A 12,890-nucleotide genomic window follows, 5' to 3' on the forward strand; every position below is an offset into this window, starting at 1 on the left:
CTATGCCTCGTCTACGTACTCTACACATACAGCAGATCGCCTGTAAGGCATACCTTTGCTGTCTTTCTTCCGCCATATGCATTACTGCACCAAGCCGCCTGTATTACACTCCGCCACTCAGACGAAAAAAAGACACGCATTTCTGCGTGTCTTTTGTAGGTCGTTTGATTAGCAAACTTTGCCCGGGTTGAGGATCCATTTCGGGTCGAGAGCGCCTTTGATCTGGCGGAGAACCGTCATGTATTCTTCACCCATCATGGATTCGAGGTACGGTTTTTTCATGTAACCGATACCATGTTCGCCGGACGGAAGTCCATCGAGTTCTTTTGCATAAGCGAACATTTTGTCGAAGCCTTCGTTGAGTTTTGCTTCCCAAGTAGCATCGTCTTCGTCATAACGCATGATGTAAACGTGGAGGTTACCATCGCCTGCATGACCGAAGGATTTGATCGTGATGCCAACTTCTTCTTGGAGCTCATGAGTGTATTTGATGAAGTCTGCTACGCGGTTACGCGGAACAACAACGTCGCACTCGTCGAGTTCTTTACATTCAGCTTTGTAAGCTTCGAGGAACGCGCCACGAGTTTTCCAGATGGATTCGTTGCGGTCGTTCGTGTTGGAGATGTATACATCGTACGCACCGGATTCGAGGCAGAGTTCTGCAACGTTTTTGTATGCGTTTTCGATTTCTTCTTTGATGTTACCGTCGAACGTCAAGAGAAGGTAAGCATTAGCGGATTTATCCGGGAATTCTTTTGCCAAGAAGTCTTCAGCAGCTTCGATTGCACTGCGTTCCATGAACTCGATAGCAACCGGAATAACTTTTGCTTTGATGATTTTCGGAACCGTTTCGATAGCAACTTCGAGGCTCGGGAACGGAACGAGGAAGCTCCAAGCCATTTTCGGTTTCGGGATGAGTTTGAGGATAGCTTTGGTGATGAAACCAAGCGTACCTTCGGAACCTACGAAGAGGTCTTTGAGTGCGTAACCGGAGGAGTTTTTAACCTGTTTACCGCCAACGTTGATGATGCGGCCGTCAGCCAATACAACTTCGAGACCACGAACGTAGTCGCGCGTTACACCGTATTTAACAGCTCTCATACCACCAGCGTTAGTGGAGATGTTACCAGCGATGGATGCGGATTTTTCACCCGGATCCGGCGGGTAGAAGAGGTCATGTTCATCAACGAATTTGATGATGTCCATGAGGAGTACGCCCGGTTCAACCGTAAGCGTGAGGTTTTCTTCGTCGAGTTCGAGGATGTTGTTCATGAGAACAGTGGAGATCATGATACCGCCCTGCGTAGCAACAGCTGCGCCTGCAAGACCTGTACCTTGTCCACGCGGAACGACAACGATATTGTTTTCGTTCGCATATTTCATGATTGCAGCAACTTCTTCAGCCGATTTAACTTCGACTACTGCATCCGGGTACGGACCATTGTGAACGATCTCGTCACGGCTGTAGATTTCATGGATTTCGCTGCCAACGTACGCACGGTCGCCAGCCAATTCTTTCAAAAAGTCAATGCCTTTTTGGTCAAGTTTATTATATTCCATCTAAGTAATTCCCTCCTTGTCAATTATCGGATCTTATTTCGCTTCGAGTTTTTCAACGAGTTTCGGCAATACTTCAAATACGTCGCCTACGATTGCATAGTGTGCAACGCCGAAAATCTGAGCTTCCGGATCCGTGTTGATCGCAATGATCGTGTCGGATTTGTCCATACCTGCAACGAACTGGATGTAACCAGCAACACCGCAAGTGATGATGAGTTTCGGTTTAACCGTTCTACCGGAGAGACCGATCTGGAGACGAGCGTCAGCAAGACCAGCTTCTACGAGCGGACGAGTTACTGCGAGCATACCGCCAAGACGTTTAGCGAGTGCTTCGAGTTCAGCCAATTTTTCAGGCGAGTTGAACGGACGACCTGCAACAACGAGTACTTCAGCATCTTCGATCGATTTTTTCTGTTCTTTGATGTGAACTTCTTTAACTTCGATGTTGGAAGCGTATTTTTCAGCAGCCAATTTGCATTCTACGATTTCGCCGCTAGCTTCTTCGCTTCTTTCCGGAGCCGTGAAGATTTTGTAACGAGCCGTAGCGAACTGCGGACGGTGGTTCGGCGTATGGATATGAGCCATGATGTTACCACCGAATGCCGGACGGATCTGGTCGAGGTCCGTGTTCGGGTTCATTTCGAGTACCGTACAGTCAGCCGTAAGACCCGTGCGGAAACGAGCTGCTACACGCGGAGCGAGCGAACGACCAACGTTCGTACCACCGACGATGCAAGTGCCCGGTTTGTTCGTGTTGATGAAGTCTTCGAATACTGCCGTGTAAGGTTCGATACGGAAGTACTGGAGTTCTTTGTCGTCGTAAACGAATACTTTGTCTACGCCGTAGTGGAGAAGCTCGTTAGCTTTGTCGGCAATGTTGTAGCCTGCAAAGAGAGCGTATACCGGCTGGTTGATAACAGCAGCCATGGATTTTGCTTTACCGATGAGTTCCATCGTTACCGGATGGATGTCGCCGTCAACGTGGTCAACGTATACGCAGATACCGTTCCACTGGCTTTTATCGATCGCTTCAACTTTTTCTTCAACGAATTCAAATGCGCCAGCAGGACCTTTGCGTACGCACATTTTACACATTTTACAAGCAGCGTTGATTTCTACTTTACCGTCTGTAACTTCGATTGCTTTAAACGGACAGAGAGCAATGACAGCCTCTTTATCCGCGATAAGTTCTTGATGAATTACAATTTTAGCCATCTAACTATTTCCCTCCTACACGATTTTCAAATCGATCAATTTCTGGAACAATTTTTCCGCAACTTCATCCGTCGTGCCTTCCCAAGTTTCACGATCAGTGTTCGGTTCCGGATTGAAAATTCTCTTAACCTGCGTCGGCGAACCGTTGAGGCCATAGTGTTTTTCGTCTTTGTCTTCGAAATCGTTCAAAGTGAACCACGGAATCTGTTTGTCAGCCGTAGCTTTCTGCAATTTGTAGGACGGAAGTCTCGGAGTGTAGATACCTTTTTCTACCGTGATAAGGCACGGATACGTCATTTCAACAACTTCGACGCAGTGGCCGAGGTCCATTTCAACAACGATGGAAGCATCTTTCACTTCTACAATTTTCGTTACATTCGGTACCATCGGAATTCCGAGGAATTCGGAAAGTTCCGGACCTACCTGAGCCGTGTCACCGTCAGTCGTCTGTTTACCGCAAACGATGAGGTCCGGCAATTTGCCTTCGCCTGCTTTTTTGATACCGCCTGCGATCGTGTAGGACGTTGCAAGAACGTCTGCACCACCGAATTTTCTGTCAGTGATGAGGTAAGCTTCGTCAGCACCCATCATGAAAGTTTCGCGAAGAACTTCCTGTGCCGGCGGCGGTCCCATGCTGATGGCTTTCAATTTAGCACCCGTCTGTTCTTTGATTTTGAGTGCCGTTTCAACAGCATACAAATCGTACGGGTTCATTTTCGAGTCGGAACCATCTCTCTTCAATACGCCTGTTTCCTTGTCTACTTCGACGTTCGAGGAACCAGGAACTTGCTTAACACAAACCATAATCTCCATAGAATAACCCCCTCTTGTTTGTTACCATTTTAACCATTTTCATCGTAGATTCGACAGAACAAAGCATTTATTTGTTTAGTCGCCTTCTGCTTTATTTTATCATAAAAGAATCATATTGTACAATACCTTCCCGCTTAGTTCTTTTTTTCACGTTTCGTGGGACAGGATCGTATGCGCATTATTATATGACGTCCCACGCAGGCGTTCAGCCTTGATTTGGCGCGGTCTGCGGGGTTTACGGTGCACGATGCGTCCGTAGTTTGTCCGTTTTTGTCCCACGTAAAAATTTTAAAAAAATTTCAACTTCAGAAAAAGTCCCTTGCCGTAAGCTCTTTTTCGCTTCTGTCACAGCTTGTTTTTTTGAGGTATCGCCGTTGATGCCTGCGCTTATGTTGCCAAAGACGGCGCGGTATTTTTTTAGGGTTCTCCGCCTGTTTTGGCAGTCGGTGATGACGGCTTTTTACAAAAAAAGAACAGCCTCTGCCTTAGCAGTCTGTTCTTTCATGTCGCCGCTGTTCTTTCCAGCAGAAGAAGTGTTCTTTTGATATCTGTTCCGCCCGCGTATCCCGTGAGGTGTCCGTTCGCTCCTATGATGCGGTGGCACGGTACGATGATGTGAAAAGGGTTTTTGTTTTCTGCCATGCCGACAGCACGCGCGGCGCGCTCGTTTCCGATCATGCGAGCGATATCTCCGTACGTCGCAGTCCTGCCGTACGGTACGGTGATCGTGGCTTGCCAGACGGCATGCTGAAACGGTGTGCCTTTCATAGTGAGCGGCAGGTCGAAGGTACGTCTTTCTCCGCGAAAGTATTCGCCGAGTTGTTTTTCGGCTTGGTCTAAGATGCGCTCGTCACGTTCGTTTCCTTGCAGACAGGATTCGGGCAGGTGATGCGTACGGACGGCGATGAGTGCGCCGTCATATGCGGCGAGGTAGATGTTGCCGATGGGCGATGCGATGACTCTGTCTGCCATGGTCACCACCACAAGGAGAGGGCGCAGAGCGTGATCCAGCAGATGGCGACTGCGATGAGTGCACGTCTGTGTATCCAGATCATATTTTGGTATTCGTTCAATATCTGCACGGCCCAGCGTCCGATGCTCGTCTGATAGCCGAGGACTTCACCGTGAAGGCCGAGTGACTTGAGTTCGTGCGCAGTACGGCAGACGAGATAGTCTACGGTGATGATGAGTCCGAAGTGGTATGGCTTGACGGCAGGCGGTGCGTCGGCGACTGCGGCGAGGCGTGCGCGCAGCGTAGTATTGACGGTGTCGAGGTATGTGATATGTTCTGCGTCGATCCCGCGTTCACCGAGATAGTTTTCAGCGGTAAGGGCGGCTTCGGGTGTCGGCAAGATGATGCGCGGCATCTTGCCGTGTGTATTTTGGCAGATGGAGTGTGCAAGGTCAAGTCGACGGCGAAGGCGCGTCGTCATAATGCCGTCGGGTGTGAGGGTGTCGACGATAAGGATGTAGTCCCATTTGCTGCGCGAGGGCATGATGTGCGAAAGGAAGGTATAGAGGACGAGGCTGCCGAAGGAGAGGACGAAGTAGGCAGATATCATCAAAAGAAGGTGCAAAAATGCGTCCCATACGCTGACGAAGAAGGGACCGCCGATCGTATAGTGAAAGAACGCGATGAGCACCCAAGCAAAGAGGCTTGCTCCGACATAGAGCATGGCGATCTTGCGCGGTCTTTTTTTATCGTACAGCTCTTTGGCGGCGACAAGACATACGACCGAGAACACGATGCTCGCAAGCGAGAACAAGAGGAGCAGATAACTGAGGAGATAGGTATATGCCCAACCGCTTCCGTCGAGCCATTCCAGACTGCAGACGACAGCTCCGCACGCAAAGAAAAACAGTCCGATGTTGGCGGTGCGCCGTTTTTCTTGGCGGACAGACAGTACGAACGCGGCGATGCTGATGATGGCGATGATGATGAATCCCATGGGTGCGCCTCCTTTTGACTTTGAGTACGAGTGCATCTGATATATGTTCTTTTTATTGTATCACAATTTTTTCTGCAATACAAAAAAGCGACCAAAAAGGTCGCTTTTCATCGTTTTATTCATTTTTCGGTGTCGGCTCGGTACTCTTTTTTTCTTGCAGAACAGTCGTTCCCTTCTTCGCCTCGTATATGCTTCCTTTGGCGGTTGCTGTTTTTACGATATCATCAGGTACAGCCGAGAATTCTGCCTCACCGACTTCGATGATGGTAAGTTTCATCGAATCTGTTTTGAGGAATGCTTCTGCCAACGCGCCCATTTTATATTCTTCATTTTCTTGGCTCGTGTCCATTGCTGTTGCAAAAATATGTGTCATGGCGTTCATCTGCGGTGCCAGTTGCGTCTGCATGCCGACGATCTTGCCGCCTGCTACCATGACCATCATTTTAACAGCTTCGGTATCCTTCCACGTTTCGAGCAGTTCCTTTGTAAGGTTACGCATCATTTTTTGTTTTTCCGTTTCGGCAGTCGGCTCAGTCGTCGGCTCGCCTTCCGGCGGAAGTGTATCTTCTTTTTCATGGTATTTTTTTATGCTGTTATAAAAGGCGCGTCCGTCGAGCGTTACGTGATAGAGTTGTTTGTCGTCATCTTTGTCGAGCAGTTTGACACTGCGAACGAATTCGTCGAACGATAAGAGCAAGGAGGATATCTCTTCTACGTCACCGCTCGGCAAGGTTTCTTCATAGCATACCCATTCGTTCTTTGTACCGTCCTCTGTGTATTTCTCCTCTTCCGTATAGATGCGAAGCGTGTCACCGTCCTTAAGAAGATAGCTCGTCGTTGTTCTTGTCTTGCCGAACATCGTCATAGAGTCTTCGCTGCGCATGAAGAACGGCTCTCGTTTGACATCTATGATGCTGCTGTTTTTTATCGTTCCGAACAGTGCCATTTTCGTATCGACTATGACATGATAGCGCGCGTTGCCGAAGGTCTGATCTTCCCATATTTGCTTCAAGTCACTTTTGGGCGATGCGAATGCGGTGGTACTGATGACGAGAAGACAGAGCATCAAAAGTCCGATCAAATTTATGTTACGTTTCATAGCAGTACACTTCTTTCGTTTTTTCTTCATCATATCACTTCATGCTGCTCCTGTCGATACAAAAACAGCCCGCCCATATTCGGGCAGGCTGTTTGATGCTTTATATCGCTTTTTAGAATGTTGCTGCGATAGAGCCTTTGTATTTTTCTTCGATGAATTTTTTGACTTCCGGGCTGGTGAGTGCTTTGACGAGTTTCTGGATCTCAGGTCTCGATTCGTCACCTGTACGTACTACGAGGATGTTTGCATACGGGGATTCTTTGTCTTCCATTACGATAGCATCGCGCATCGGAATGAGGTCAGCTTCCATAGCGAAGTTGGTGTTGATGACTGCGATCGCTACGTCATCGAGTACACGCGGGAGCTGCGGAGCTTCGAGTTCGGTGATCTTGATCTTTTTCGGATTGGCAACGATGTCTGCTACAGATGCCGTGATCGTTACGCCGTCTTTGAGCGTGATAACGCCATGTTTCGCGAGAAGAAGGAGTGCACGACCGCCGTTTGTCGGGTCGTTCGGGATCGCTACTTCTGCACCTTCAGCAAGTTCGCTCAAGGCTTTTACTTTTTTGGAGTATACACCCATCGGTTCGATGTGGATCGGTGCTACGCTCGTAAGTTTGAGGTTACGTTCGGAGCAGAATTTGTCGAGGTACGGTTTGTGCTGGAAGAAGTTTGCGTCGAGCTGTTTGTCAGCTACTGCCGTATTCGGGATTACGTAGTCAGTCATTTCTACGATCTCTACTACTACGCCTTCTTTTTCAAGCATCGGTTTTACGATATTGAGGATTTCAGCGTGCGGTACCGGTGTTGCGCCAACTTTGATGGTCGCTTTACCGTCTGCCGGTGCTGCTGCTTTGTCTGCGCCACAGCCTGCGAATGCGAGCATTGCGGTAAGGCAGAGCGCGAGTACGAGCATCAGTTTTTTCATGAGGTTTTCCCACCTTTTCTTTTTTTGATTAGAGGTTACGTTTATTCAGACGGCGCGAGGCATAGTCCCCGACCGATTGAACCACTTGTACCATGATGATGAGAATGACAACGGTGATGATCATGACATCTGCTTGGAATCTCTGATAACCGTAGCGGATCGCAAGGTCACCAAGACCGCCGCCGCCGACTGCACCTGCCATCGCCGAGCAACCGATAAGGTTGATGATGGTGATGGTGATACCCGAGATGATGGAAGGCATCGCTTCGGGGATCATGACTTTGGTGATGATCTGCCACGGAGTTGCACCCATGGACTGTGCTGCTTCGATAACGCCGCCGTCAACTTCTTTTAAGGATGTTTCGACAAGACGCGCGATGAACGGTGCGGCTGCGATGCAGAGCGGTACCATTGCCGCGGCTGTACCGATGGATGTACCGACGATCATACGCGTGAGCGGAATGATGGCTACCATCAAGATGATGAACGGGGTGGAACGTGTTGCATTGACGATCCAGCCGAGCACACGGTTGATACCGAGATTCTGAAGGATACCGCCGCGGTCGGTACAAACGAGGATAACGCCGAGCGGGATACCTGCTGCTGTTGCGATAACGGTCGATAATGCGACCATGTAGATCGTTTCCCAGAGGGATTTAAGGAGAAGTGCATTCATCTCAGGCGATAACATAGCCGATCACCTCCACGCCGAGTTTTTGCTGATGCAGGTAGTCGAGACTTGCCTGGATATCTGCATCATCGCCCGACAGCTCGATGATGAGCGTGCCGTACGCTGTGTTTTGTATCTGGTCGATGTTGCCGTAAATGATGTTGACATCTACGCCTTTGTCGCGAATGAGTCGGCTCATGACAGGTTCGTCTGCGCTGTCACCTACGAAGGAAAGACGAAGTACAAGGTTACTGCCTTCAACAGGTGTGTCGGACAGTTCAACATCCGCAAGGAACGGCGGAAGTTCGTGGCTGATGACAGTGCTGATGAATTCGCGCGTGATCTGCTGTTTCGGATGCATGAACACTTCTGCAACAGGGCCTTCTTCAACGATGTTACCGCCGCCGATAACGGCTACTCTGTGGCAGATCTCTTTGATTACGTGCATCTCATGTGTGATAAGTACGATCGTAAGTTTGAGCTTCTCGTTGATATCTTTCAAGAGATTGAGGATCGATTTGGTCGTCTGCGGGTCGAGTGCACTCGTTGCTTCGTCGCAAAGAAGCACTTTCGGGTCGCTGGCAAGCGCACGCGCGATACCGACACGCTGTTTCTGACCGCCCGAGAGCTGGGACGGATACTGATTGCGTTTGTCCGCAAGGCCTACGAGCTCAAGGAGCGGAAGAACTTTGGCTTCGATCTCGGCTTTTTTCTTGCCGACGAGTTCGAGCGGGAATGCGACGTTGTCGAATACGGTACGCGACGAGAGAAGATTGAAGTGCTGGAAGATCATACTGATATCCTTGCGTGCCGAACGAAGACGACTGTCGTTCATTTTCGTAAGGTCTTCTCCATCTACGATGACGCTGCCGCTCGTCGGACGTTCAAGCATATTCATACAACGAACGAGTGTCGATTTGCCCGCGCCGCTTTCGCCAATGATGCCGAATATCTCACCTTCTGCAACGTGAAGATTGACACCGCGAAGCGCTGTTACACGGCGGCCGCCGCTGGCTTCGTATGTTTTTTCAAGGTCTACTATCTTTATCATTTATTTGTATTGCCTCCTACTGTTACCAACCAACGACTACCGAGCCTTTGAAGTGATCGTTGATAAATGTTTTGATCTCGTCCGACTGATATGCCGAAACGAATTCTTTTACGAACGGTTTATCTTTGTCCTCTGTGCGAACAACGATGAGGTTGACGTACGGAGAATCGGAACTTTCGATAACGAGAGCATCTTTCGTCGGAACAAGACCTGCTGCGATCGCATAGTTCGTATTGACGACTGCGAAGTCAACATCCTGGAGCGCACGCGTGATCTGTGCCGCTTCCATTTCCTGAATAACAAGGTTTTTCGGATTCGATACGATGTCTACGACCATTGCTTCATAGCCGACACCGTCTTTGAGTTTGATAAGGCCTGCCGCTTCAAGAAGCTTAAGTGCGCGACCGCCGTTCGTCGGATCGTTCGGGATCGGTACAGTTGCGCCGTCTTTGATCTCGCCGAGCGATTTGATCTTAGACGAGTAGATACCCATCGGATAGATGACCGTCTTGCCGACCGGTGTCAATTTGTAACCGCGGTCTTTGATCTGATGTTTGAGGAACGGTTCGTGCTGATAGCTGTTGATCGCGATCTCTTTATTATCAAGTGCCATGTTCGGCTGTACAAAGTCGCTGAATTCTACGACTTCGATCTTCATACCGCGCTTTGCGGCTACTTTTTTGACTTCGTCCATAATTTCGGCGTGCGGACCTGCCGTTACACCGACTTTAAGTACTTCGGCATTCGATGCGTTATCTTTTTTATCTGCGCCGCAGCCCGCAAAAAGTGCCATACCCAAGACACACGCCGCACCGACGCAGACGAATTTTTTTAACCATTTATTCATTGTAATCCCTTCTTTCTTTATGTCAAGCAAATTTTTTCAGAAATCATGCTTTGCGGTAGCCTTTGAGCTTTTCAAGACGCTCTGCCGCCGCTTCGAGTGTCGCCATCTGTTTGCAGAAGCAGAAGCGAACGAATTTTTTGCCGTCTTTTTCACCGTCACGGTAGAAGGTCGAGCCCGGAACGACTGCGACACCAATCTTTTCGGTGAGGAAAAAGGCGAATTCTACATCATCATCATAGCCGAAGTTCGAGATGTCTGCCATGATGTAATATGCGCCTTTCGGTACGATGCAGTGAAAGCCCGCATCGGTAAGGACTTTGAGGAAGTAGTCGCGGCGTGCACCGTAGAAGTCGATGAGATGTTCTTGGTAGTACGATTCATCGAAACGGAACGCTTCGGCAACTGCCATTTGCAGCGGAGCCGCAGCACCGACAGTCAAAAAGTCGTGTACTTTGCGAATGGCATCGGTAAGTACGTGCGATGCCGTTACAAAACCGATTCGCCAGCCTGTGACGCTGTACGTTTTCGATACGCTGTTGACTGCAATGCATCGGTCGAACATATCGGGAAGCGTCCACATCGGGATATGTTTTTCACCGTCATAGACGATGTGTTCGTAGATCTCGTCGGTAATGGCAAGTGTGTCGTACTTTTTGCAAAGGTCTGCGATGAACGTCATTTCCTCAAGCGAGAATACCTTGCCTGTCGGGTTGTTCGGCGTATTGATGATAATGGCTTTCGTCTTTTCGTTGAAAAGGCCTGCCAGTTCATCGTGGTCGAACGAGTAATCGGGTGCATTGAGCTTGATATAGCGCGGTGTCGCGCCGCAAAGCACGACGTCTGCACCGTAGTTTTCGTAGAACGGTTCAAAGATGATAACTTCATCGCCGGGGTTGATCGTCGCGAGAAGCGTTGCGATCATGCCTTCGGTCGCACCACAGCATACGGTGATCTGACCTTCGGGATCGAGCGTGACGCCGTAGTCGCGCTGTACTTTGTAGACGATGGCATCACGAAGCTGTTTCGTACCCCACGTGATGGCGTACTGGTTATGGTTGTTGTCGATGGCACGATGGGCGGCATCCTTGAGTGCCTGCGGTGCAGGAAAATCAGGGAACCCCTGCGCAAGGTTGATGGCTTGGTGTTTATTCGCCACACGCGACATTTCACGAATGACCGATTCGGTGAATTGTTTTGCTTTGAATGAAGTGAAATCTCTCAAGATATCCATCCTTTCGTACAAAAAAAGACTCTTTTCACAGAGAAAAGAGTCTTGCTTGTTTACTGTCGTCTTTTCTCTCATCTACCAGGCATCTGCCTGCTGGATTTGGCACCACTGCATCTCTGCCGGTTGCCGGGCGTCATCGGGCCAGTCCCTCGACCTCTCTCGATAAGAGTATTTTTGCGGTTATTTTATAGTGTACATCTTAACATGATTGACTTTTTCTGTCAAGTTTATTTCGACAAAAAATCGCCCTCCGAGCGTTACATATCAACGGTCGGCACGTGTTTTGCCCTCACTCTTCGGCAAGTTTTTTCACCATGTGATAGAGAAGGTTCGTACCGCGTACGATGTCAGCCATATCCGTATGCTCGGCAGCATTGTGACTGATGCCGTTTTTGCTCGGGACGAATATCATGCCGACAGGAGCGATACGCGTCATGTAGAGCGCATCATGCCCTGCACCGCTCGCCAGACGCATCGTGCGTTCACCGATCTCGCCTGCGCAGTATTCGCCGAGCGCGATAAGTCCTTCGTCAAGGAGTGCGGGTTCTTCTTCGGTGAGCGTTTCGAGCTGTACGCCGAGATTTCGTTTCTGCGCGATGGCATCTACGTTCTCAAGGATCGCGATGCAAAGACTGTTGATGTTATCCTCGTCCGTTCCGCGCAGGTCAACAGACATAGTGACCTTGCCGGGGACGACGTTCATCGCATTGGGCTGTACATCGAGCTGTCCGACGGTTGCGACGACGCCTTTTCTCACATTCGCCTGCGAGAGTTCTTCGATACGCAGTATCATCTCGGAGGCACCTGTGAGCGCATCACGGCGAAGGTTCATCGGCGTTGCACCCGAATGGTCGGCACGGCCCCCTATCGTCAGGCGATAGCGATGCGGGGCGGCGATGCCTGTGACGATGCCGAGCGGATTAAGCTGTGATTCGAGGATACTGCCCTGCTCGATATGAAGCTCGAGAAATGCGCGCACTCTCTTTTTGTACGGTGCGTTCTCTGCAACGAATCCGCGCTCTGCCATGACCTCGCCGAGCGCTTGGCCGTCGCTGTCTTTATAAAACGATGCGGCATCTTCGGGAAGCATGCCGACCATCGCCTTACTGCCGAGGTTCGCCACGCCGAAACGACTCGATTCTTCTGCCATAAAAAGAACGACTTCAACTGGACGAGGAAGTTTTTCTTTTGCGATTTTCTCTGCGACTGCGATGGCACCGACGATGCCGACGATGCCGTCATAGTTACCGCCCTGCGGTACGCTGTCGGCGTGCGAGCCGATGAGGACGGCAGGCAGTGCATTGTTGCCTCTCGTCCGTGCGAATACGTTGCCGAACGCATCTTCGCGCACAGTAAGACCTGCACGCTCCATCTCGCCGATGAGATACGAGCGCACCGCCATATCAGCATCGCTGAACGCAAGGCGCGTATAGCCTCTCTCGTCTTTGCCGAGCTTGGCAAGCTCGTTCATCATTTCTTCTACTCTATGTTTCAATAACGTTTCCGTCATAATATGACACCTCACTTAGA

General features: G+C 49.8%; 12 protein-coding genes and 1 riboswitch. All 12 genes read right to left on the reverse strand.

What is annotated here, in order from left to right:
* Positions 1-168 precede the first annotated feature (168 nt).
* Positions 169-1,560, reverse strand: a complete 1,392-nt coding sequence (locus tag IJN28_01215; protein ID MBQ6712391.1) for an FAD-binding oxidoreductase — start codon at positions 1,558-1,560, stop codon at positions 169-171.
* 33 nt (positions 1,561-1,593) lie between these two features.
* The gene (locus IJN28_01220) at positions 1,594-2,775 is read right to left on the reverse strand and encodes an electron transfer flavoprotein subunit alpha (GenBank protein ID MBQ6712392.1); all 1,182 of its coding nucleotides are present in this window, start codon (positions 2,773-2,775) and stop codon (positions 1,594-1,596) included.
* A 15-nt stretch (positions 2,776-2,790) separates the two neighbouring features.
* Positions 2,791-3,588 (reverse strand): electron transfer flavoprotein subunit beta/FixA family protein, encoded by a 798-nt coding sequence (locus IJN28_01225; protein MBQ6712393.1) that lies wholly within the window; start codon positions 3,586-3,588, stop codon positions 2,791-2,793.
* Between the two features lie 501 nt (positions 3,589-4,089).
* Complete coding sequence (locus IJN28_01230) at positions 4,090-4,560, reverse strand: methylated-DNA--[protein]-cysteine S-methyltransferase (protein ID MBQ6712394.1); 471 nt, start codon at positions 4,558-4,560, stop codon at positions 4,090-4,092.
* 2 nt (positions 4,561-4,562) lie between these two features.
* The gene (locus IJN28_01235; GenBank protein MBQ6712395.1) at positions 4,563-5,537 is read right to left on the reverse strand and encodes a hypothetical protein; all 975 of its coding nucleotides are present in this window, start codon (positions 5,535-5,537) and stop codon (positions 4,563-4,565) included.
* 115 nt (positions 5,538-5,652) lie between these two features.
* Entirely contained in the window at positions 5,653-6,636 is a 984-nt protein-coding gene (locus IJN28_01240; protein ID MBQ6712396.1) for a hypothetical protein, read from the reverse strand.
* Positions 6,637-6,748: 112 nt separating this feature from the next.
* Entirely contained in the window at positions 6,749-7,564 is an 816-nt protein-coding gene (locus IJN28_01245) for a MetQ/NlpA family ABC transporter substrate-binding protein (GenBank protein ID MBQ6712397.1), read from the reverse strand.
* Between the two features lie 28 nt (positions 7,565-7,592).
* Positions 7,593-8,240, reverse strand: coding sequence for an ABC transporter permease (locus IJN28_01250; GenBank protein ID MBQ6712398.1), 648 nt, complete (start codon positions 8,238-8,240; stop codon positions 7,593-7,595).
* A gap of 1 nt (position 8,241) precedes the next feature.
* On the reverse strand, positions 8,242-9,285 hold the full coding sequence (locus IJN28_01255) for a methionine ABC transporter ATP-binding protein (GenBank protein MBQ6712399.1): 1,044 nt from the start codon (positions 9,283-9,285) through the stop codon (positions 8,242-8,244).
* Between the two features lie 22 nt (positions 9,286-9,307).
* Positions 9,308-10,132 (reverse strand): MetQ/NlpA family ABC transporter substrate-binding protein, encoded by an 825-nt coding sequence (locus IJN28_01260; GenBank protein ID MBQ6712400.1) that lies wholly within the window; start codon positions 10,130-10,132, stop codon positions 9,308-9,310.
* 43 nt (positions 10,133-10,175) lie between these two features.
* Positions 10,176-11,363 carry an aminotransferase class I/II-fold pyridoxal phosphate-dependent enzyme gene (locus IJN28_01265; protein ID MBQ6712401.1) on the reverse strand — a complete coding sequence of 396 codons (1,188 nt, stop codon included), beginning with the start codon at positions 11,361-11,363 and terminating at the stop codon, positions 10,176-10,178.
* Positions 11,364-11,428: 65 nt separating this feature from the next.
* Positions 11,429-11,529, reverse strand: a riboswitch (SAM riboswitch).
* Between the two features lie 120 nt (positions 11,530-11,649).
* Positions 11,650-12,870: a Zn-dependent hydrolase gene (locus IJN28_01270; protein ID MBQ6712402.1), complete on the reverse strand. Its 1,221-nt coding sequence runs from the start codon at positions 12,868-12,870 to the stop codon at positions 11,650-11,652.
* Positions 12,871-12,890 lie beyond the last annotated feature (20 nt).

The sequence above is a fragment of the Selenomonadales bacterium genome (genome assembly GCA_017442105.1).
Taxonomy (GTDB): Bacteria; Bacillota; Negativicutes; order RGIG982; family RGIG982; genus RGIG982.

Coding starts and splice junctions, on each gene's coding strand:
- IJN28_01215 (MBQ6712391.1), bottom strand. CDS start 1,560: ATGGAATATAATAAACTTGACCAAAAAGGCATTGACTTTTTGAAAGAA.
- IJN28_01220 (MBQ6712392.1), bottom strand. CDS start 2,775: ATGGCTAAAATTGTAATTCATCAAGAACTTATCGCGGATAAAGAGGCT.
- IJN28_01225 (MBQ6712393.1), bottom strand. CDS start 3,588: ATGGAGATTATGGTTTGTGTTAAGCAAGTTCCTGGTTCCTCGAACGTC.
- IJN28_01230 (MBQ6712394.1), bottom strand. CDS start 4,560: ATGGCAGACAGAGTCATCGCATCGCCCATCGGCAACATCTACCTCGCC.
- IJN28_01235 (MBQ6712395.1), bottom strand. CDS start 5,537: ATGGGATTCATCATCATCGCCATCATCAGCATCGCCGCGTTCGTACTG.
- IJN28_01240 (MBQ6712396.1), bottom strand. CDS start 6,636: ATGAAACGTAACATAAATTTGATCGGACTTTTGATGCTCTGTCTTCTC.
- IJN28_01245 (MBQ6712397.1), bottom strand. CDS start 7,564: ATGAAAAAACTGATGCTCGTACTCGCGCTCTGCCTTACCGCAATGCTC.
- IJN28_01250 (MBQ6712398.1), bottom strand. CDS start 8,240: ATGAATGCACTTCTCCTTAAATCCCTCTGGGAAACGATCTACATGGTC.
- IJN28_01255 (MBQ6712399.1), bottom strand. CDS start 9,285: ATGATAAAGATAGTAGACCTTGAAAAAACATACGAAGCCAGCGGCGGC.
- IJN28_01260 (MBQ6712400.1), bottom strand. CDS start 10,132: ATGAATAAATGGTTAAAAAAATTCGTCTGCGTCGGTGCGGCGTGTGTC.
- IJN28_01265 (MBQ6712401.1), bottom strand. CDS start 11,363: ATGGATATCTTGAGAGATTTCACTTCATTCAAAGCAAAACAATTCACC.
- IJN28_01270 (MBQ6712402.1), bottom strand. CDS start 12,870: ATGACGGAAACGTTATTGAAACATAGAGTAGAAGAAATGATGAACGAG.